Below are 19,640 nucleotides of genomic sequence, written 5' to 3' on the forward strand. Positions count from 1 at the left end.
CGCGATGAAAAGGCTCGCTTCGGTCGGGCCGCTCACGCCGGGGAGACCGCTGATGACCTTGCTTTATGCCATGTTGCTGTCTGCAGCTCCCGCGCCGGCAACGGTTCAGCCGACCGCTGCCGACGCAGACCAGCGGATCAAGTGCCGCAAGATCCCGGTCACCGGCTCGCTGGCCGGTTATACCAAGGAGTGCCACACCGTGGCCGAATGGCGGAAGCTCGACAACGCCGGTTCCGACACTGCGCGGGAAATGCAGGACAAGGGGCTGATCAACAGTTGCGGGGCGACCGAACCGGGCCGCTGCTGAGATCAAGCGGCCACGGCGGCCGGCTCCTCGACCGGGGTCAGGCGCAGCGCGCCCTCGCCCTCCTCCACCCGCACGGTCTGACCGTCGCGCACCTCGCCTTTCAGAATGAGGTCGGCGAGGGGGTCCTGCAGGTGGCGCTGCACCGCGCGCTTGAGCGGGCGGGCGCCGTAGACCGGATCATAGCCGACCCGGCCGAGCCAGGCGCGGGCGCCGTCGGTCAGCTCCAGCCTGATCTTCCTATCCTTCAGCAAATCGCCAAGGCGCTTGATCTGGATGTCGACGATCGGCCCCATGTGGCCGGCGCTGAGACGATGGAACAGGATGATCTCGTCCAGGCGGTTCAGGAACTCTGGCCGGAAATGGGCACGGACGACGTCCATCACCTGCGGCTCGACCTTCTCGGCCGGCTCGTCCTCGCCGAGATTCGCAAGGTACTGACTGCCGAGGTTGGAAGTCAGGATGATGAGGGTGTTGGTGAAATCGACCGTGCGGCCCTGTCCATCGGTCAGCCGCCCGTCGTCGAGCACCTGGAGAAGCACGTTGAACACGTCGCCGTGCGCCTTTTCGACCTCGTCGAACAGCACGACCTGGTAAGGCCGACGCCGCACCGCTTCGGTCAGCACGCCACCTTCCTCATAGCCGACATAGCCGGGAGGGGCGCCGATCAGGCGGGCGACCGAATGCTTCTCCATGAACTCACTCATGTCGATCCGGACCATCGCGGCCGAGTCGTCGAACAGGAACTCGGCTAGTGCCTTGGTCAGCTCCGTTTTGCCGACGCCCGTTGGCCCCAGGAAGAGGAATGAGCCCAGCGGCCGGTTGGGGTCCTGCAGGCCGGCCCGGGCACGCCGGACGGCGGTGGACACGGCGCGGACCGCATCCTCCTGGCCGATCACTCGACGGCCGAGTTCGGCCTCCATGCCAAGCAGCTTCTCGCGCTCGCCCTCCATCATCCGTTCGACCGGGATGCCGGTCCAGCGGCTGACCACCGCGGCGATGTCCTGGTCCGTCACTTCCTCGCGCAGCATCGCGTGCTGGGTGGCGGTGCGCGCCTCTTCCAGCTGCTTCTCCAAATTCGGGATTCGCCCGTAGGCCAGCTCGCCGGCCTTCGCGAGGTCGCCGGTGCGCTGCGCCTGCTCCAGCTCGATGCGCGCGGTATCCAGCTGCTCCTGGACCTTGGACGATGCGGCGATCTTCTCCTTTTCCGCCTGCCAGCGCTGAGTCAGCTCGGCCGACTGCTGCTCCAGGTTGGCGAGTTCACCCTCCAGGTTGGTCAGCCGGTCGCGCGATGCCGCGTCCTTCTCGCGCTTCAGCGCCTCGCGCTCGATCTTGAGCTGCATGATCCGCCGATCGAGGTTCTCGATCTCCTCCGGCTTGCTCTCCACCTCCATGCGGAGGCGACTGGCGGCCTCGTCCATCAGGTCGATGGCCTTATCCGGCAGGAAGCGATCGGAAATGTAACGGTTGCTGAGCGTCGCCGCAGCCACGATCGCCGGATCGGTGATCGTGATGCCGTGGTGGAGCTCGTACTTCTCCTTGAGGCCGCGCAGGATGGAGATGGTATCTTCCACCGTCGGCTCACCCACCACTACCGGCTGGAAGCGCCGCTCCAGCGCCGGGTCCTTTTCGACGTGCTTGCGGTACTCGTCCAGCGTGGTCGCGCCGATGCAGTGAAGCTCGCCGCGCGCCAGCGCCGGTTTCAGCAGGTTCGACGCGTCCATCGCGCCCTCGCTCTTTCCGGCGCCGACCAGCGTATGCATCTCGTCAATAAACAGGACGATCTCGCCCGCTGCGGCCTTGACCTCGTCGAGCACGCCCTTGAGCCGCTCCTCAAATTCGCCGCGATACTTCGCGCCGGCGATCAGGGCGCCCATGTCCAGGCTGAGCAGCCGCCGGTCCTTAAGGCCGTCCGGCACGTCACCATTGGCCATGCGGATGGCGAGGCCCTCGACGATGGCGGTCTTGCCAACGCCCGGCTCGCCGATCAGCACCGGATTGTTCTTGGTCCGGCGGGCGAGCACCTGAATCGTGCGGCGGATCTCCTCGTCGCGGCCGATCACCGGGTCGAGCTTGCCCTCGCGCGCGGCGGCCGTGAGGTCGCGCGCGAACTTCTTGAGCGCGTCGAGTCGGTCTTCGGCCCCCTGCGTGTCGGCGGTGCGGCCGCCCTGCAGCTTGTCGATCGCCGCATTAAGCGCTTGCGGCTGCACGCCGGCCCGGACCAGCGCGTTGGCCACGTCCGTGCCCTTGGCCAGCGCCATGGCCAAGAGGATCCGCTGCACGGTGACGAAGCTGTCGCCGGCTTTCCTGGCGACCTGCTCAGCCTGGTCCAGCAGCCGCATGGTGTCGCCGTCCAGCCCCGGCGCGCTGGTCGCCCCAGACCCGGTGACCGCCGGGATCTTGGCGATCAGGGCGTCCGACTCGCGCTGGGCGGCCTTGGCGTCACCGCCCGCGGCACCGATCAGCCCCGCCGCCATGCCCTGATCGTCGTCCAGCAGCGCCTTGAGCAGGTGCGCCGGTGCGATCCGCTGGTGATGTTCCCGCACCGCGATGGTCTGCGCCGCTTGCACGAAGCCCTTGGCGCGATCGGTCAGCTTCTCGAAATCCATGGAGCCTTGTTCCCCTCTAGTGCCTCAAAGCTAGTGTTGCTGTTGCGCAACACAAGAGGGGAGGAGCATCAAACCAGATTCTGTTCGTTCCTGCTGCGGCGCAGCATGTGGCCGGCAGGTCACAATGCCTTCGCAAACGACTCTGGCGGTCAGCTCGAAGCTTTACAGTTCGGTGATCTCGAACACAGAACGCGCCGCAATCGTGGGGTGGAAGCCCCCGATCTACTTCGCGGCGCCGCGATTGGCGTCGGTTCGGGAGATACTAATGCAGAAGTCCTACCTCCGTTCGACGACGGCCTTGCAGGTCGTGTCGGTTCTGGGTCTTGGCTTAATTGCCAGCCCGGCTCTGGCCCAGGATGCCACCAACACCCCGGGCGCGCAGGCATCGACGCCGCAGACCCAGGCCGAGGACGAGGCCCAGGCCGACGCTCCGGTGCCGAACACGAACACGGACAACGGTCAGGGCGAAGAGATCGTCGTCACCGGTACCCTGTTCCGCGGGACCACGTCGAAGACCGTGTCGCCGATCACCGTCGTGACCGCCGAGACCATCGAGAAGCGCGGCCAGAACACGGTTCAGGACGCGATCCAGCAGCTGTCGTCGAACAACGGCCCGGCGCTGACCAACTCCTTCAGCGCCAACGGCGCGTTCGCGGCCGGCGCTTCGGCCGTGTCGCTGCGCGGCCTGTCGACCAACTCCACGCTGGTCCTGTTCGACGGCCAGCGCGCGGCCTACTACCCGCTCGCCGACGACGGTTCGCGTAACTTCGTCGACCTCAACACCATTCCGGACGACATCGTCGACCGCGTCGAAGTGCTGCGTGACGGCGCCTCGTCGACCTACGGCGCCGACGCGATCGCGGGCGTGGTGAACATCATCACCAAGCGCCAGTTCACGGGCGTCCAGGCCCGCGCCGAAGCCGGCATTACCGAGGATGGCGTTGGCGCCAACCGCCGCTTCTCGCTGACCGCGGGTACCGGCGACCTCGCCAAGAACGGCATCAACGCCTACTTCAGCGGCTTCTACTTCAAGACCAACGCCGTTCGTAACCGCGACCTGCCGTATCCGTTCAACACGGACGACCAGAGCCAGCTGTGCAACGACGTTGCGTGCGGCCCGAACGACATTGTCAATGGTCGTGATCCCGGAACCGGCTTGATCAACGGCGATGGTGCCTTCCTGATCGGCTACGATCCCTATGTGCGCCCCTACAATGCGACCAACACCACGGCGGCGGGCCGCTATCAGCTGCTGAACCCGGCAGCTGGGTGCCAGTATGGTCCGGGCTTCCAGGCCACTGCGGCGGACCTCGCGGCCAGCGTAAACGTGCCGACCACGATCTGCACCGTGGACCGGACCAATGTGTTCGGCGTGGTGACGCCGAACATCCGACGCTTCGGTGGAACGGGCCGCGTCACTGCTCGACTCGGGGATGACACTGAAGGCTACTTCATGGTCAACTTCCAGCAGAGCAACGTCGACTACACGGGCTTCCCGCCGACGGTGCGTGGCACCGCCAATGCGGGCATCCTGTTCCGGCCGTTCTCGACCTCCACGGGTCCGGCTGCGAACCTTGCTCCGGGTTCGTTCGTGCTCAGCCTTCCGGTCTATACCTGCCCGGCTGGCGTTGCTGATCCGAGCGGCCTGAACACCGGCTGCACCGTCAACTCGCCGGGCGCTGTCCTGAACCCGAACAACCCGTTCGCGGCGCAGAATCAGGTCGCTCGCTTCATCGGTACTCCGTTCAGCGATCCGACGTTCAACGCCACTCGCAGCCGCGTCTATCGTGCTGCCGCCGGCGTGACGACGTCGTTCGCGGGCTTCGACGTTCGCGCCGACCTGACCGCGATGCACAACGACCTGCGTCGTCAGCAGAACGGCTACGTCTACATCAACAACTTCCTGACCGCGATCGCGAACGGGTCGTTGAACTTGGTGAACCCCGGGCTGAACAGCCAGACCGTGCTGGACTATGTCCGTCCGGACAACGTCACCGACGCGTCGTCTGACCTGTATGCCGCCCAGGTGTCGTTCGGACGGTCGCTGTTCGACCTTCCGGGCGGTCCGCTGCAGGTCGGCTTCGGCGGGCAGATCCGCTATGAGGCGGTGGACGCTCCGTCGGCCAACGCCGACTACAACGGCCCGACGCAGCGCTACTTCACGCTGAATGCCTTCGGCACCGAAGGTCACCGCACCGTGAAGTCCGTGTTCGGCGAGATCAACGCGCCGGTGCTGGACGTGCTCGAGATCAACGCGTCGGGCCGCTACGACAGCTACTCGTCGGGCCAGAGCGCGTTCTCGCCGAAGATCGGTGCGAAGTTCGAGCCGATCGACGCCATCGCGTTCCGCGCGACCTGGTCGAAGGGTTTCCGCATCCCGTCCTTCGGTGAGGCCAACGCCCTGCCGACGACCGGGTTCGTGACCACCAACCAGGCGAACTTCACCAACTCGTTCCTGGCGCAGTACGGCTGCTCCCTGGCGACCTACAGCAGCTGCCCGACCTACATCCGTACCAACAGCTACGGTCAGACCACCCTGGCCTCGCCGAACCTGGACCCGGAGAAGTCGCGCAGCATCACGCTGGGTGCGATCTTCAACCCGGTGCGGAACTTCACCTTCACGGTGGATTACTTCGACATCAAGAAGACCGGTGCGATCACGCAGCCGTCGAACGCTCCGGCGCTCGCCGCTTACTACTCCTGCACCGCGGCGCAGTTCAACGGTGGCACCTGCGCCATCCCGGCTGGCTACAACGTGATTGCCGGTTCGCCTGACCCGAACAACCCGACCGCCCTCCCGGTGATTGGTTTCGTCGAGTCGGCGCTGGTGAACGCGAATACCATCCGCTCGCGCGGTCTGGACTTCGCGGCGTTGGCCCGCTTCAGCTTCCGCGGCATCAAGCTGACCTCGTCGCTTGAAGCCAGCCGGATCCTGGAGCTCAGCACGACCTTCCCGGACGGCACGTCCGAGCGTTACGAAGGCACGCTGGGCAACTTCAACCTGACCGCCGGGTCGGGTACTCCGAAGTGGCATGGCAGCTGGCAGAACACGATCGACTGGGGCAAAGTGTCGCTGACTGGCACCCTGAACTACTTCGGTGGTTACAACCTGTCGGCTGAGGATCAGGGCGGTGAGCGTGGCGATTGCAGCCTCGGCGTCGACTACCTGCCGTGCAACGTGGGCGCCTACACGACCCTCGACCTGGTTGCTCAGGTCCGGGCGAATGACCGGGTGACCTTCTATGCCAACGTCCTGAACGCGCTGGACAACCTGCCGGACGTCGATCCGGCGACCTACGGCGCGCACCTGTACAACCCGGTGCAGGGCGGCACGGGCATCCTGGGTCGTCAGTACCGCGCTGGTGTCCGCCTGAACTTCTAGTTCGAGCGGTTCAGCTGAACAAAGAAGGGGCGGTGCCAGCTGGCGCCGCCCCTTTCTTTTGCCCCGCCGGCGCGCTCGCCTCCGTGGGTCGCGATTGCTTAACGGTGCGGTGGTTGGGCTGCCGGAACCTGAGGGGCTGCTCGCGCGCCGGTCAGGACGGCAGGGGCGGGTGTCACCGGATCGACCCCACAGGCGAGGGTTCCGGCATCGTTGCGGCCCCACGTGCGATACTTCCAACTGTCCACGTGAAAGCGCAGCTTGGTGTAGAAGCCCAGCCCGACGCTGTAGCGCGGGCCCGACAGCGCATGGGCCGCGCACAGCCGGGTCACCAACGCAGTCCGCTCGATAGGCTGCAGTGGCACCAGGTCGATCGCCGACATGGACTGGTGCACGCTTTCCGCCGCGCCGCCGGCGCACTGGTTGAGGATGGGGTTGCGGTACACGGACACGGGCTCCACCGGACCGACCGCGGGCACCACATAGTCGCGGACGTAGCGGAGGGTGCGGACGACATTCGGCCACTCGTCGGCGGGCGGCACTTCGAACGGGTCGGCGCCGCACTTCGCCCAATCGCTGGCGGTCCGCAGCAGCTGCCACGTCGGCACGACCAGCGCCACCTGATTGCTGAACAGATAGCGATGAAAGCTTGCGACCAGCCCGGCGCGCCACGGCCGCGCCGCGAGCCAGCGCCGGTACCCGGGTTCATCCTGGCCCATGATCACGTAATCGCCGGTCGGATTCCACACCGGCGGCGCGACGCTGAATGGCGGTGGTGCGGCAAGGGCGGCGGCAGGCTGCGCAAGTGCGAGCAGCAGAAAGGACGCGGACATGGGCTGAGCGTAGCCGGGCGGAGCCGCTTGAAAAGTGGAAAGCTCGGGGGCACGTCGCTTTCATGACCCAGCCCATCCATGTCGACCTGCCGCACAACCTTGGCCGCGAAGAAGCGCAACGCCGCATTGCCGCCAACATCCACAAGCTCCAGGGCTACATCCCCGGTGGAGCGGAGGTGACCAGCGCATGGTCCGGCTCTCGCCTCGATATGACCGTAGGTGCCATGGGCCAAAGCGTCGACGCGAAGATCGACGTCGAGGAGAAGCACGTCCGCTGCCGCATCGAACTGCCCGGGATGCTCGGCCTGTTCGCCAAGCCGATCGAAGCGGCGCTCAAAGCCAAGGGCTCCGACCTACTGCTGGAGGACCGGACGAAGTAGCTGGACCGCGGCCCGCGAGGGGCTAGACTGTCGGGCGAACAGGGGAGGCAGTCGCCATGCGCCACTTCGCCGTGATCGGTTCCGGCCCGGCGGGCTTCTACACGGCCGAAGCGCTGCTCAAGGCCTATGGACACGGGTGCCGCATCGACCTGATCGACCGGTTGCCGGTCCCGTATGGCCTGATCCGCTTCGGCGTCGCGCCCGATCACCAGTCCATCAAGGCTGTATCGAAGCGCTACGAGAAGGTCGCGCTGGAGCCGAATTGCCGATTCCTGGGCAACGTTCACTTAGGGGCCGATGTCTCGGTTGAGGAATTGCTGCACTATTTCGACGCGGTGGTGCTCGCCACCGGCGCTCCGCACGACCGGCTGCTCGGCATCCCGGGGGACGAGCTCCCCGGCGTGATTGGTTCGGCGGCGTTCGTCGGCTGGTACAACGGGCATCCGGACTTCGCCGACTTGGCCCCGCCGCTGGACGGCGAGGATGCGGTGGTCATCGGCAATGGCAACGTCGCACTGGACGTCGCCCGCATCCTGTCGAAGACCACCGAGGAGTTCGCCGGTTCCGACATCGTTGGTCATGCCCTGCAGGCGCTAGGCGAGAGTGCGGTGCGGACGATCACCCTTCTCGGCCGCCGCGGGCCGCACCAGATCGCGATGACTCCCAAGGAGTTGGGTGAGCTGGGTCATCTTGCCGAAGCCTCGCCAGTAGTGGACGCGAGCGACCTTCCGCCCGCCGCAACCGATGCCGCGCTGGACCCTGGCCAGCGCAAGTCGGTGCAGCACCTGCGTGACTTCGCGGGAGCTGCGCCGGAGCTTGCCAAACCGAAGCGCATCATCTTCGACTTCTTCGCCCGGCCGCTGGCGATCGAAGGCGATGGTCGGGCAGAGCGAGTGATCGTGGAGCGCACGGCGCTGCAGCCCGATGGCTCGGCACGGGGCACAGGCGAGACCTACGTCGTGCCGGCGCGACTGGTGGTGAGCTGCATCGGCTATGCGACGCCTGCCATCCCTGGCGTGCCCTATGACGAGCGGTTGGGCCGGTTTCTGAATAATAACGGACGGATCGCCGAGCGACTGTACGCGGTTGGCTGGGCACGGCGCGGTCCGACAGGGACGATCGGAACCAACCGACCGGATGGCTACGAAGTGGCAGAGCAGATTGCGGCAGCGTTCCCTGTCGAGGGCGATGCGTCAGGACGAGAAGGCGGTGAGGGTCTCGACCGCCTGCTGCATTCGCGCGGCGCTGATCCGGTGCCGTTCGCGGACTGGCAGCGGATCGAGGCGGCCGAGATCGCGGCGGCCCGCGCTGGGGCGCCGCGCGAGAAGCTGGTGCGGATCGAGGAGTTGCTGCGCGCCCGCCAGACCTAGGCAATCTGGCCTACTCGCCAATCCGTCCGAGACCTCCCATGGTGTTCGCGCCGACCCGTTTCCCGTGGCGTTTCCAGCAAACTGAGGAGACAAACATGGCGACTAGCACACCCAAGCTCGCGGCCTGCCTGGTTCTTCTGGCCAGTCCTGCCGCCGCCGGCGAGATCACCGGCAACGGCGAATACACGCCGGTCCACAGCTATCGGGCAAGCTCCATCTGCTCATTTTCGGGGCTGAACGACGAATGGGTGATGGGAGACACGACAGTCTCACAGGTCCAGTCGTACGGCGCGCTGGTGCGGGCGTTCGGCGGCCGTCCACCAATCCCCGGGCCAGGCATCGCCTGCCGGGGCTGATCACCGATCAGCCCCTCACCGGGTCGGCACCCGTTCACGCAAGCAGGAGAAAGTGGTCGGGGAGAGAGGATTCGAACCTCCGGCCCCTGCCTCCCGAAGACAGTGCTCTACCAGGCTGAGCTACTCCCCGACCGGAACCCGCGGTAACGCGGGAGCCAAGGCGGGGGCGTCTTAGGCGGGGGCGTAGCGGGATGCAACCCGCTTGGCGCCCATGAGCTTCAGCATTTCTTGACGGGTGCGGCGCAAGGTTGCCGGCATGAACGCGCCAGTCACCGCCATCCAGAAGCCCCCGTTCGACGATTATACAGCGATGATGGCCCATGCCGAGCAGTGGAGGGGAGAGTGCATCCAGCACTTCGCCGAGCTCGAGCAGATCATCGAAACGCTGCTCATCGGCCTGAAGGGAACAGGCAAGGGTGCACGGAAGATCAAGACCGGTGAGCCGGTCGGGTCTGCCTTCGGACAACTGCGCGAGCTGACCGGCGAGAAGGGCTTGTTTGGAGCGAAGGCAGGGGCCTTGTCGGCCAGCCTCGGGAAGCTTGCGCCCGACTTTGAATGGCGAGCGCATCTTACCCATGGCATGCTGAAGGTCTGGGAAGGGCGCGGCGCAAAGTGGCTGCTTACTTTTGCCCACCGTCCGGTTGGCGGCGAGACGATCAGGATGCATGCGCAGACCTGGGCCGAAGCCTGCGACATGCGCGACCGGCTGGCCAAAGCCGTGCAGGTCGTGCGGGCGCAAGCTGGCTCGTTGCGGGCGGCTGAAACCCTAGCCTAGCTCGCGAACTCCGGGTCGAGGCGGTACGCCTTGCGGAGCAGGGCCGGCCAGGCGAGGAGCTTGGCGGCCATCTTCAGGCCAACGGCGCCTTGCTGCGCCGCCACTTCGGGCGTGCCCTGGGGCGGGTTGTTGACCTTGTCGCCAGCTGACAGGGCGTAGATCTGCGCCTCGCAGGCGCGCTCCAGAAAGTACATGCGGATGAACGCTTCGCCGACGGTCTCGCCGACCGTCAGCGTGCCGTGGTTGCGCAGCAGCATGGCCGAGCGGGTGCCGAGGTCGGCGACGATCCGCTCCCGTTCCTCCAGGTCGGTGGCGACGCCTTCGTAGTCGTGGAAGGCGAGGTCGCCGCCGACCAGCATCGCGGTCTGGGTGAGCGGCAGCAGGCCTTCTTCATGGGCGGCAACGGCCTGGCCGTGCGGCGTGTGGAGGTGGATCACCGCATGGGCGTCGTCGCGGGCCATGTGGACGGCTGAGTGGATGGTGAAGCCGGCCGGGTTAGTGATAAAGGGCGTCGGCTCGACCGGATTGCCGTGAAGGTCGACCTTGATCAGCGAACTGGCGGTCACTTCCTCGAACATCAGGTTGTAGGGGTTGAGCAGGAAGTGGTGCTCGGGCCCCGGCACGCGGACGCTCATGTGGGTGAAGATGAGATCGTCCCAGCCGTAGTGCGCAACCAGTCGATAGGCGGCGGCGAGGTCGATACGAAGCTGCCATTCCTCGTCGCTGACCTTGCCCTTCATGCTGGGGATGTCGACCGATTGCAGGGCGGTCACCTGGTCCATGCCGCTGTTGATGGTGTCGACGCGGTTCATCACTGGCTCTCCTGTCGGTCGGGGTGGGCGGCGGCGAAGGCGGGCAGCTGGGTCAGCGCCGCATCCACGCGGGTGAGGGTCGGGAAGGCATCCAGCGGGGTGTCGAGCCGGCGGGCGTTGTAGAGCTGCGGCACGAGGCAGATGTCGGCCATGCTGAGCGTGTCGCCGTAGAGGTACTTGCCGGCTTGTAGGGCGGCGAGGCCCTCGAGCGCCGCCAGGCCCTCGCTGCACCAATGGCGATACCAGTCGTCGATCGCGTCCTGCGGCTGGCCGAGCTGGTTCTTGAGGTAGCGCAGCACGCGCAAGTTGTTGAGCGGGTGGATGTCGCAGGCGACCGTCAGCGCCAGCGCCAGCACATGGGCGCGGCCGGCCGGGTCGTGGGGCACGAACGGCGGCTCGGGCACCTGCGAGTCAAGATAGTCGAAGATCGCGAGGCTTTGCGTCAGGCGCTCGCCATTCATCTCAAGCATGGGGACGAAGCCCTGCGGGTTCAGCCGGCGGTAATCGGCGCTCTTCTGCTCGTCCGTGCGCAGGTCGATCGCGTGACTCTCGTAGGAGATGCCTTTGAGGTTGAGTGCGATCCGGACCCGGTAGCTGGCCGAGGAGCGGAAATAATCGTGGAGGACGGCCCGGGTCATGCTGCCTCGTCCGTCAGCGAAAACGTACCACTGTCCACTTCGTCCACTTCGCCGTGTGGACGACCGAATGGGTGGCGATCGGCGGGCGGTCGAGTCATGGAGCGCACCTTATCGCAGGGGTGGGCGGTAGGACAGCACCGCGGTCAGGCCATGAACGGTGCCACCACCTCGACCGGCACTCGGATCGGCCGGCCGGCCGCCTTGTCGATGATCGCCCACACGGTGCGGGCGCGGACGCAGACCTTGCCGTCGGCGTTGGTGAACTCCATCAGCCGGTCGAACTTGGCGCCCTGCGGCGCGTCGCCGACCCAAGTCGTGCCGGTCACCTGGTCGCCTGCAAACGCGGGTCGGAGATAGTCGATCTCGTGCCGGACAATGACCCAGATATAGGCCTCGGCGTGCGCCGGGTCGGCCAGGCTGTACCAATGCGCCAGGGCGACCTGCTGGATCCACTGCACCCAGACGGCATTGTTGACGTGGCCGAGCTCGTCGATGTGCTCGGGCAGGGCGGTCAGGGTCAGGCTGAAGGTCGGACGGGTCACAGCAGCTCCGGGGTGCGGTCGGGACGAAGGCGGAAGCGGATGTTGGCGGCGGTCAGCAGCGCGGTCCAGCCGGTCGGGTCGGGTTGCGGGCGCTCGATCAGCGGGCGGGCGAGGCGGGCAAGGCCGCGGCCCGGGGCAGCGCGGTCGATCAACAGCAGCCATTCGTCCGCGCTGATCTTGTTGTCCGGATTGACGGCGATCATTCGGCCGACGAAGGCGCCGAAATCGCCACCGGCCGCGCGTTCGGCCGCCAGCGACAGGACGGCGCCGCAATCGTACCAGGCCTGCGTGGCGCCCCGTTCGCCGGCACCCGCCAGGGCGCCGCGCCGAGTGGCGGCAAGGCAGCCGTCGAGCGAGCGCTGGAGCGCAGCGCGAGCATCGAACTCGGGTTCCTCGGCGGCGAGGGTGCGGATGGCCAGCAGGTCGGCGCCACCTTCCATGATCCAGCTGTCGGCCGTGCGGTCGTATTCAAGCGCCTGGCCGAGCCAGAAGTGGGCGCTTTCGTGCGCAATGAAGCGATGCGCGGCCGAGCGGACCTGGCGGTCGGAGGTGAGCACCTGGCGGCCGGACATGCGCATCAGCACCAGCCCCTTCAGCACTCCGCCGTTGAGGCTGATGCCCGGGCGCTCGGCGCCGGCCCAGCTGGCCAGCACGGTGGGCCTGAGCCCGTCGGCGGCCCCAAGCTGGCGGCGGTAACGGGCGAGCACCCGGGGAGTGAAGGTGCGGATGTCGGCGGCGAGCCAGGCGGGTAGCCCCGCGTCCACGACCGTGGTCATGCCGTCCTGCTCGATCGCGGCTGGAACATCGAACAGGCCGTAGGTGCCGGCGCTGTCCCCAGCCTGATAGCCGGTCACGTCACCGGCGAGGCGCAGGGAACCGGACGGGCTGGCGAAGCGGACCCGGGTGCCGCTGTCGCCGACGGCCGTGTCGGCCAGGTCGACGGGTAGGCGGTCGAGGCCGCTTGGGCTGCTCACCGAGAAGAGTGCGAAATGGCCGTCGAACAGCGCAATGCCGCGCGCGCCGAGGCGGAGCGCCGGGACATAATCGCTGACGAGGTCACCGGTGAACGGCGTCACCCGCACCCGCACGGTGCGGGGCACTGGTCCGCCGGCGGTACCGACCAGCGCGTCGTAGCGGCCGCGGTGCACCAATTGCACGCCGGGCGTCAGCACCGTCCAGCTAGCCGGCCGCCACGGCTGTCCCCCGACCCGGGCTGGCGCTGAGCGGAAGAAGCCCCAGGCCGGGGCCGAGCGCGGAAGCTTGAACTCGGCCACGAAGGTTTCGCCGGTGCGGCTGACCCGCACGTCGACCGGCGGGCCGGCGAGCGTGGCGGCCAGGGCTGCGGCGAGCGCCAGGCTCAAGCGGCGGCGTCCAGCTGGGTCAGCACGAAGGCATATTCCTCCGCCACTTCGCGCAAGCTGTCCCAGCGGCCCGACTTGCCGCCATGGCCCGCGCCCATGTTGGTCTTAAGCATGAGCAGGTTGGCGTCCGTCTTGCTCGCGCGGAGTTTCGCGGCCCACTTGGCCGGCTCCCAATAGGTCACGCGCGGGTCGTTCAGCCCGGCGGTGATCAGCATCGGGGGGTAGCACTGCGCCGTGACGTTATCGTACGGGCTGTAGCTGCGCAGGAGGTGAAAGGCGTCCGGGTCGGTGATCGGATTGCCCCACTCCGGCCACTCGCCGGGGGTGAGCGGCAGCGTGTCGTCGAGCATGGTGCTCACCACGTCCACGAACGGCACGTCGGCGATCACTGCACCCCACAGCTCGGGGTCGGTGTTGGCGACCACGCCCATCAGCTCGCCGCCCGCCGAGCCGCCCTGGATGGCGATGCGGCCGGGGCGAGAGAAGCCTTCGGCGACCAGCCCCTTCGCGACGTCGACGAAATCGATGAAGGTGTTGGTGCGCTTGGTCAGCTTGCCATCGAGAAACCACTGGTAGCCAAGGTCGTCACCGCCCCGGATGTGGGCGATGGCGTAGGCGAAGCCGCGGTCGAGCAGGCTTAGCCGCGCGGTCGAGAAGCTGGGCGGGATGGCGTGGCCGTAGGCACCGTAGGCATAGATGAACAGCGGCTGCGAGCCATCCTTCCTGTAGCCGCGCTTGTAGACCACGCTGGCGGGGACCAGCGTCCCGTCGCGCGCCGGCAGCATCAGCCGCTCGGTGGCGTACTGGCTGGCGTCGTAGCCGGACGGAATCTCCTGCACCTTGCGGGTGATGAGTTCGCGGGTGCGCGGGTCATAGTCGTAGACGGTCCCGGGCGTTACCATCGACGTGTAGCCGATGCGGTAGGTGTCCGGCGCATATTCCGGATTGCTGCCGAAACTGGCGGTGTAGCTCGCCTCCGCAAAGGGAATGCGTTCTTCCGCGCCGCTGGCGTAGTCGCGCAGGGTGAGCTGGTCGAGGCCGTCGACCCTGGTGGTAAGCGCCAGATGGTCGCGGAAGGCGGCAAGGCCGCGCAGGTAGGTGCGGTCGGAGCCGGGGATGACTTCCTCCCACTCGCCCGGGGCGGCGGGGTCCGCGCTGGCGACGCGAAAGTTGACGTGGGTGTCGTTGGTGAGGATCCAGAGCCGGCCATGGGCAGCGTCGGCCTGGTACTCGCGACCTGTCCGCCGGGGCGAGATCAGGGTCGGCGGGGCGGTTGGATCGTCGGCGGGGACGAAGCGCACCTCGCTGGTGGTATTGTCGCCGGTGGCGATGAAGATCAGGCTGCGGTCGTGGCTGCGGCTGACGCCAACGGAGAAGCCGAGGTCGTCCTTCTCCTCATAGAGGGTGACGGTCTCCTCCCGCGGCGCGCCGACCCGGTGGTAGCGGGCGCGGTAGCTGCGCCAGTTGTCGTTGACCTCCGTGAAGACGATGCCGCTGCTGTCGGCGGTCCAGACGGGGGAGCCGATGCCAACCTCGGTGACGGTCTCCAGGTCCTTGCCCGAGGCGAGGTCGCGGATGCGGAGCTTGAAGCGTTCGGATCCGTCGTCGTCGACCAGGGTGGCGGCGAGCTTGCCGTCCGGGCTGATGGAAAACGCGCCGAGGCGGAAGTATTGCTTGCCCTCTGCCTCCGCGACTTCGTCGAAGATCAGCTGGTCGTCGCCACCGGTCGCGAGCTTGCGATGCCATTGCCGGTATTGTGCCCCGGGCTGGAACGCCCACCAGGTGAGCCAGTCTCCGTCCTTGACGGGCACGGAGCTGTCGTCTTCCTTCTGGCGGCCCTTGAGTTCCTGGAACAGGGTTTCGATGAGGTTCTCGTGCGGCGCCTTCCACGCCTCGAAGTAGGCATTTTCGGCGTTCAGATAGGCAAGGACGTCCGGGTCCTCGACCTTGGGGTAGCCGGGGTCGCGCAACCAGTGCCACGGGTCCTCGACGGTGACGCCGTGGCGTTCGTAGCTGTAGGGGCGCTGGGGGGCTTGCGGCGGCGGGGACAAGGTCATGGCCACCCTTTGCCAACGAAGGCGCGCGCGGGCTAGAGACTTGGCCATGTCCAGTCATGCCGATCGCCTCGCCGCCCTCCGCCGCCAGCTTGCCGAGCAGAGCCTCGACGGGTTCGTCGTCCCGCTGACCGACGAGCACATGAGCGAATATGTCGGCAGCTACGCCCAGCGGCTGGCGTGGCTGACCGGGTTCGAGGGCTCGGCCGGGTCGGCGGTGGTACTGCCGGAGGAAGCGGCCATCTTCACCGACGGACGCTACACGCTTCAAGTGCGCAGCCAGGTCGACGGTGAGCACTGGAGCTACCAGTCGGTGCCGGAGACCAGCATCGCCGGGTGGCTGAAGGAGCATGCGCCGGAAGGTGGGCGGATCGGCTATGATCCGTGGCTGCATCGGCGCGACTGGGTGACGCAGGCGACCGAGGCGCTGAAGGCGCGCGGCGCCACGCTGGTGGCGGTGCGCGACAATCCGATCGACCGGGTGTGGGCCGACCGGCCGGAGGCGAGCAAGGCCACCCTTGTGGTGCAGCCGGAGCGGCTGGCTGGGCGCAGCAGCGCCGCCAAGCGGCAGGAGATCGCGGACTGGCTGACAGGGCAGGGCGCGGACGCAGCGGTGCTGGCGGCGCTGGATTCGATCGCATGGACGTTCAACGTGCGGGGCACGGACGTTAGCCATACGCCGGTCGCGCTGGCCTATGCGCTGGTTCACGCGGATGGGACGGCCGACCTGTTCGTTGCGGGCGAGAAGGTCACGCCGGAGCTGACGCAGCACCTGGGCAACGGGGTGCGGCTGCATGAGCGGGCGGCATTCGAAGGTGCGCTTGCGGAGCTCGGCGGCAAGACGGTCGCGGTGGATGCGGAGCGGTCGGTGGCGGCGATCTTCGAGGCGCTCGAAGCGGCTGGCGCGAAAGTGGTGCCGGTGCGCGATCCGACCGTGCTGCCGCGGGCGATCAAGAATGAGGCGGAGCTGGCGGGGCATCGCACGGCTCAGGCGCGCGACGCGGTGGCGATGACCCGCTTCCTCAAGTGGGTCGAGGAGCAGGCGCCGGGCGGCGAGCTGGACGAGCTCACGGCGTCGGACAAGCTGGAGGCGCTGCGGCGGGAATATCCGGAGCTCAAGGACCTGAGCTTCGACAGCATCTCGGGCGCGGGTCCGAACGGCGCGATCGTTCACTATCGCTCGAGCGAGAAGACCAACCGCAAGCTTGAAAGCGGGTCGCTCTACCTGATCGACTCGGGCGGACAGTATGAGGACGGCACCACTGACATCACCCGGACGGTCGCGGTGGGCGAGCCGACCGCCGAGATGCGCGACCGGTTCACGCGGGTGCTGCAGGGGCATATCGCCATCGCCACCGCCGTGTTTCCCAAGGGCACACGCGGTGGGCAACTGGACAGTTTCGCGCGGCGGCCGCTGTGGGAGGCAGGGCTGGATTATGCCCATGGCACCGGCCACGGCGTCGGCAGCTTCCTGTCGGTGCACGAGGGTCCGCAGCGCATCTCGCCGCCGGGCGGGGCGTTCGCCGGCGCTGACGAGCCGCTGCAGGCGGGCATGATCCTGTCGAACGAGCCCGGCTACTACAAGGCGGGCGAGTACGGTATCCGGATCGAGAACCTGGTGCTGGTCGTCGACCGGCAGATCGCGGGCGCGGAAAAGGAGATGCTCGGGTTCGAGACGCTGACCTTCTCGCCCATCGACCGGCGGCTGATCGTTCAAGAGATGCTGTCGGCGGCGGAGCTGCAGTGGCTCGACGCTTATCATGCCGAAGTGCTGGCGAAAGTCGGACCGGGGCTTGGGGCCGAGGAACGCGCCTGGCTGGAAGCGCAGTGCCGGCCGTTGGGAGACGAGCGAAATGCCTAGAAAGCGCTTGGTGCCGCTACTCGCCCTGACGGTGATCTTCCTCGGGGTCGCGGTTGTGTTCGGGATTTTCCGCTAGGCGGGTAGCGCGGGCCTGTGCCTTGCGCCGGCGCAGGTTCTCGCGAAGTTGCGCGGCGAGGCGCTCGGCTTTGTCCTCCTTGCTCATTCTCTTTCCTTGACATGGGGCGAGCGCCACGGCCATAGGCCCGCCCGTCCTTCAGACATGCTGCCGTAGCTCAGTGGTAGAGCGCATCCTTGGTAAGGCTGAGGTCGTGAGTTCAATCCTCACCGGCAGCACCACCATCGCCGATCAGCGACCCTCCGGGGGAGGGTCGCAGGCGATGGTCCGCCGGATGGCGGTTTCGGCAAGCGCAAGTTGAAGAACTGACTGGACCCGGGCTTTCGCCCGGGTACATGCGCGCCATGCGTTTCTTTTCCGACAATGCCGCGCCCGCCCACCCTGCCGTGCTCGACGCGTTGGCCGCTGCCAACAGCCTCGACACCGCGTATGACGGCGATGCCTGGACCCAGCGGCTCGATGCCGCCTTCTCCGACCTGTTCGAAACGCCGGTCAGCGCGCTCTGGGTGACCACCGGCACCGCCGCCAATTGCCTGGCGTTGGCGGCGATGGTCCCACCGTATGGCGGCGTGCTGTGTCACCGCGAGGCGCACATCAATGTCGATGAGGCTGGCGCGCCCGAGTTCTTCACGGCGGGCGCCAAGCTGCTGCTGGTCGACGGCCCGGGCGCCAAGCTGACCGTCGACGCGGTCGAGAAGGCGCGCAGCCGCATCCGGGCCGACGTGCACCAGGTGCAGCCGCACGCTCTGTCGATCACCAATGCCAGCGAATATGGCCTGACCTACTCGCCGGACGAGACGGCGGCTCTCGGCGAGTGGGCCCGGAGCCATAAGCTGCGCTTTCACCTCGACGGGGCGCGTTTCGCCAATGCTGTCGTGTCGACCGGCGCCAGCCCGGCCGACCTCACCTGGCGGGCGGGGGTCGAGGCGCTGAGCTTCGGCTGCGTGAAGAATGGCGGGCTGTCGGCCGAGGCGCTGGTCCTGTTCGACCGCGACCTGGCCGACACGGCCCGGCGGCTGCGCAAGCGTTCCGGGCACTTGCTCAGCAAGGGGCGGTACCTCGCCGCCCAGCTGCTGGCGATGATCGACGGAGACGTCTGGCTGGCCAACGCCCGCAACGCCAACGAGGCGGCGCGGCGGCTGGCGAGCGCCGCCGGGGCTGAGCGGCTGGTCCACCCGGTGGAGGCCAACGAAGTGTTCATCCGCCTGTCCGCCGACGAGGCCGCGCGGCTGCGCGGGCAAGGCTTCGACTTCTACGACTGGGGTGTCGGCGAGGCGCGGCTGGTGACCAGCTGGGACCAGGACCTGGCCGCGGTCGACCGGCTGGCCGACGCCATCCGCGGCCTGTGAAGGACGTCGACGGACGGCCGGTTGGCGGCGTCCTCCTTCCGTTCACGATCTTCACCCTGATCTGGGGCTCGACCTGGATCGTCATTCGGGACCAGCTCGGAGCGGTGCCGCCGCAGTGGTCGGTGACCTACCGTTTCATCATCGCCGCCGCCGCCATGTTCGCGATCGCGGTGGCCAAGAAGAGCCCGCTGCGGCTCCAACGGCGTGATTGGTGGGTGGTCGCGGCGATCGGCACCTTCCAGTTCTGCGTCAACTTCAACTCGGTCTATGTCGCGGAGCACTTCATCACCTCCGGGCTGGTGGCAACGGTGTTTGCCCTGCTGCTGATCCCCAATAGCCTGTTCGCCTGGGCTTTGCTCGGCCAACGGCCGGGCGGGCGGTTCATGGCATGTTCGGGGATCGCCATCGCCGGCATCGGCCTGCTGTTCTGGCAGGAACTGCAGCGCGACCAGGCCAACAGCATCGCAGTGATCGCCGGTATCGGGTGGACCCTGCTGGGCGTGGTCGGCGCGTCGATCAGCAACGTGCTGCAGGCGACCGAGCGGGCGCGGCACATCCCGATCCTGACCCTGCTCGCCTGGGCGATGCTGGTGGGGGCGGTCACGGACGGGCTGGTGGCGATCGCGGTGGCCGGAGCGCCGGTGCTCGACCCGCGACCGAGCTATTGGGCGGGCCTGGCCTACCTGGCGGTGCTGGCGTCGGCCCTGTGCTTCACCCTCTACTTCCCGGTGGTGCGCAAGATCGGGCCGGGCCGGGCCGCGTACAGCAGCGCGCTGGTGCCGATCGTCGCCATGGCCCTGTCCACCATCTTTGAAGGGTACCGCTGGACCTTGCTGTCGGCCGCCGGCGCGGCGCTGGCGATCGGCGGCATCGTGCTGGCGCTGCTCAGCCGACGGCCGGCGGTCCCGGCGCCGTCCTCGGACTAAGCGCAAGGGCTAGCG

The 19,640-nt window shown here is 67.5% G+C and carries 17 protein-coding genes and 2 tRNA genes; 10 read left to right on the forward strand and 9 right to left on the reverse strand.

Annotated features, from left to right (window positions below; translation table 11 throughout):
- The first annotated feature begins 52 nt into the window (after positions 1-52).
- Complete coding sequence (locus OMW55_RS09120; RefSeq protein ID WP_264882568.1) at positions 53-307, forward strand: hypothetical protein; 255 nt, start codon at positions 53-55, stop codon at positions 305-307.
- Between the two features lie 2 nt (positions 308-309).
- On the opposite strand, the gene clpB is transcribed toward OMW55_RS09120, so the two are convergent.
- Entirely contained in the window at positions 310-2,913 is a 2,604-nt protein-coding gene (gene clpB, locus OMW55_RS09125) for an ATP-dependent chaperone ClpB (RefSeq protein WP_264882570.1), read from the reverse strand.
- A gap of 265 nt (positions 2,914-3,178) precedes the next feature.
- Between clpB and OMW55_RS09130 the strand changes: the two genes are divergently transcribed.
- The gene (locus tag OMW55_RS09130) at positions 3,179-6,295 is read left to right on the forward strand and encodes a TonB-dependent receptor domain-containing protein (RefSeq protein ID WP_264882571.1); all 3,117 of its coding nucleotides are present in this window, start codon (positions 3,179-3,181) and stop codon (positions 6,293-6,295) included.
- A 98-nt stretch (positions 6,296-6,393) separates the two neighbouring features.
- Here OMW55_RS09130 and OMW55_RS09135 read toward each other — a convergent pair whose 3' ends face one another.
- Positions 6,394-7,125, reverse strand: coding sequence for a hypothetical protein (locus OMW55_RS09135; protein WP_264882573.1), 732 nt, complete (start codon positions 7,123-7,125; stop codon positions 6,394-6,396).
- A 62-nt stretch (positions 7,126-7,187) separates the two neighbouring features.
- Between OMW55_RS09135 and OMW55_RS09140 the strand changes: the two genes are divergently transcribed.
- From OMW55_RS09140 to OMW55_RS09150, 3 genes are all read left to right on the forward strand, one after another.
- Positions 7,188-7,505, forward strand: coding sequence for a polyhydroxyalkanoic acid system family protein (locus tag OMW55_RS09140; RefSeq protein WP_264882574.1), 318 nt, complete (start codon positions 7,188-7,190; stop codon positions 7,503-7,505).
- Positions 7,506-7,561: 56 nt separating this feature from the next.
- Positions 7,562-8,875: an FAD-dependent oxidoreductase gene (locus tag OMW55_RS09145; protein ID WP_264882576.1), complete on the forward strand. Its 1,314-nt coding sequence runs from the start codon at positions 7,562-7,564 to the stop codon at positions 8,873-8,875.
- 95 nt (positions 8,876-8,970) lie between these two features.
- Entirely contained in the window at positions 8,971-9,231 is a 261-nt protein-coding gene (locus tag OMW55_RS09150; protein WP_264882578.1) for a hypothetical protein, read from the forward strand.
- 53 nt (positions 9,232-9,284) lie between these two features.
- Here the strand turns inward: OMW55_RS09150 and OMW55_RS09155 are convergent.
- A tRNA-Pro gene (locus OMW55_RS09155) sits at positions 9,285-9,361 on the reverse strand.
- A 126-nt stretch (positions 9,362-9,487) separates the two neighbouring features.
- Between OMW55_RS09155 and OMW55_RS09160 the strand changes: the two genes are divergently transcribed.
- On the forward strand, positions 9,488-10,006 hold the full coding sequence (locus OMW55_RS09160) for a hypothetical protein (RefSeq protein WP_264882580.1): 519 nt from the start codon (positions 9,488-9,490) through the stop codon (positions 10,004-10,006).
- Here OMW55_RS09160 and OMW55_RS09165 read toward each other — a convergent pair.
- From OMW55_RS09165 to OMW55_RS09185, 5 genes are all read right to left on the reverse strand, one after another.
- Complete coding sequence (locus OMW55_RS09165) at positions 10,003-10,788, reverse strand: class II aldolase/adducin family protein (protein ID WP_407822152.1); 786 nt, start codon at positions 10,786-10,788, stop codon at positions 10,003-10,005. The genes OMW55_RS09160 and OMW55_RS09165 overlap by 4 nt on opposite strands.
- Before the next feature lie 29 nt (positions 10,789-10,817).
- On the reverse strand, positions 10,818-11,456 hold the full coding sequence (maiA, locus tag OMW55_RS09170) for a maleylacetoacetate isomerase (RefSeq protein WP_264882581.1): 639 nt from the start codon (positions 11,454-11,456) through the stop codon (positions 10,818-10,820).
- Positions 11,457-11,599: 143 nt separating this feature from the next.
- Complete coding sequence (locus OMW55_RS09175; RefSeq protein WP_264882582.1) at positions 11,600-11,998, reverse strand: acyl-CoA thioesterase; 399 nt, start codon at positions 11,996-11,998, stop codon at positions 11,600-11,602.
- Entirely contained in the window at positions 11,995-13,359 is a 1,365-nt protein-coding gene (locus OMW55_RS09180) for a hypothetical protein (protein ID WP_264882584.1), read from the reverse strand. Before OMW55_RS09180 ends, OMW55_RS09175 begins: the two co-directional genes overlap by 4 nt.
- Positions 13,356-15,416: a S9 family peptidase gene (locus OMW55_RS09185; RefSeq protein WP_264882586.1), complete on the reverse strand. Its 2,061-nt coding sequence runs from the start codon at positions 15,414-15,416 to the stop codon at positions 13,356-13,358. The genes OMW55_RS09180 and OMW55_RS09185 overlap by 4 nt, the downstream gene beginning before the upstream one ends.
- Positions 15,417-15,462: 46 nt before the next feature.
- Here OMW55_RS09185 and OMW55_RS09190 point away from each other — a divergent pair, with 46 nt between their 5' ends.
- Positions 15,463-17,274, forward strand: coding sequence for an aminopeptidase P family protein (locus OMW55_RS09190; RefSeq protein WP_264882588.1), 1,812 nt, complete (start codon positions 15,463-15,465; stop codon positions 17,272-17,274).
- Positions 17,275-17,290: 16 nt separating this feature from the next.
- On the opposite strand, the gene OMW55_RS09195 is transcribed toward OMW55_RS09190, so the two are convergent.
- On the reverse strand, positions 17,291-17,437 hold the full coding sequence (locus OMW55_RS09195) for a hypothetical protein (RefSeq protein ID WP_264882590.1): 147 nt from the start codon (positions 17,435-17,437) through the stop codon (positions 17,291-17,293).
- 59 nt (positions 17,438-17,496) lie between these two features.
- Here OMW55_RS09195 and OMW55_RS09200 point away from each other — a divergent pair.
- From OMW55_RS09200 to OMW55_RS09210, 3 genes are all read left to right on the forward strand, one after another.
- A tRNA-Thr gene (locus OMW55_RS09200) sits at positions 17,497-17,571 on the forward strand.
- 123 nt (positions 17,572-17,694) lie between these two features.
- A complete protein-coding gene (locus OMW55_RS09205) occupies positions 17,695-18,699 on the forward strand; it encodes a threonine aldolase family protein (protein ID WP_264882592.1) in 1,005 nt (334 codons plus the stop codon).
- A complete protein-coding gene (locus OMW55_RS09210; protein ID WP_264882594.1) occupies positions 18,696-19,625 on the forward strand; it encodes a DMT family transporter in 930 nt (309 codons plus the stop codon). Before OMW55_RS09205 ends, OMW55_RS09210 begins: the two co-directional genes overlap by 4 nt.
- The last annotated feature ends 15 nt before the right edge of the window (positions 19,626-19,640 follow it).

Origin of the sequence: Sphingomonas arvum (genome assembly GCF_026013565.1) — a bacterium.
GTDB classification, from domain to species: Bacteria; Pseudomonadota; Alphaproteobacteria; order Sphingomonadales; family Sphingomonadaceae; genus Sphingomicrobium; species Sphingomicrobium arvum.

Bases quoted from the DNA above. Each gene is read 5' to 3' on its own strand.
- OMW55_RS09120 (WP_264882568.1), top strand. From the start codon at position 53: ATGACCTTGCTTTATGCCATGTTGCTGTCTGCAGCTCCCGCGCCGGCA.
- clpB (WP_264882570.1), bottom strand. From the start codon at position 2,913: ATGGATTTCGAGAAGCTGACCGATCGCGCCAAGGGCTTCGTGCAAGCG.
- OMW55_RS09130 (WP_264882571.1), top strand. From the start codon at position 3,179: ATGCAGAAGTCCTACCTCCGTTCGACGACGGCCTTGCAGGTCGTGTCG.
- OMW55_RS09135 (WP_264882573.1), bottom strand. From the start codon at position 7,125: ATGTCCGCGTCCTTTCTGCTGCTCGCACTTGCGCAGCCTGCCGCCGCC.
- OMW55_RS09140 (WP_264882574.1), top strand. From the start codon at position 7,188: ATGACCCAGCCCATCCATGTCGACCTGCCGCACAACCTTGGCCGCGAA.
- OMW55_RS09145 (WP_264882576.1), top strand. From the start codon at position 7,562: ATGCGCCACTTCGCCGTGATCGGTTCCGGCCCGGCGGGCTTCTACACG.
- OMW55_RS09150 (WP_264882578.1), top strand. From the start codon at position 8,971: ATGGCGACTAGCACACCCAAGCTCGCGGCCTGCCTGGTTCTTCTGGCC.
- OMW55_RS09160 (WP_264882580.1), top strand. From the start codon at position 9,488: ATGAACGCGCCAGTCACCGCCATCCAGAAGCCCCCGTTCGACGATTAT.
- OMW55_RS09165 (WP_407822152.1), bottom strand. From the start codon at position 10,788: ATGGACCAGGTGACCGCCCTGCAATCGGTCGACATCCCCAGCATGAAG.
- maiA (WP_264882581.1), bottom strand. From the start codon at position 11,456: ATGACCCGGGCCGTCCTCCACGATTATTTCCGCTCCTCGGCCAGCTAC.
- OMW55_RS09185 (WP_264882586.1), bottom strand. From the start codon at position 15,416: ATGACCTTGTCCCCGCCGCCGCAAGCCCCCCAGCGCCCCTACAGCTAC.
- OMW55_RS09190 (WP_264882588.1), top strand. From the start codon at position 15,463: ATGTCCAGTCATGCCGATCGCCTCGCCGCCCTCCGCCGCCAGCTTGCC.
- OMW55_RS09195 (WP_264882590.1), bottom strand. From the start codon at position 17,437: ATGAGCAAGGAGGACAAAGCCGAGCGCCTCGCCGCGCAACTTCGCGAG.
- OMW55_RS09205 (WP_264882592.1), top strand. From the start codon at position 17,695: ATGCGTTTCTTTTCCGACAATGCCGCGCCCGCCCACCCTGCCGTGCTC.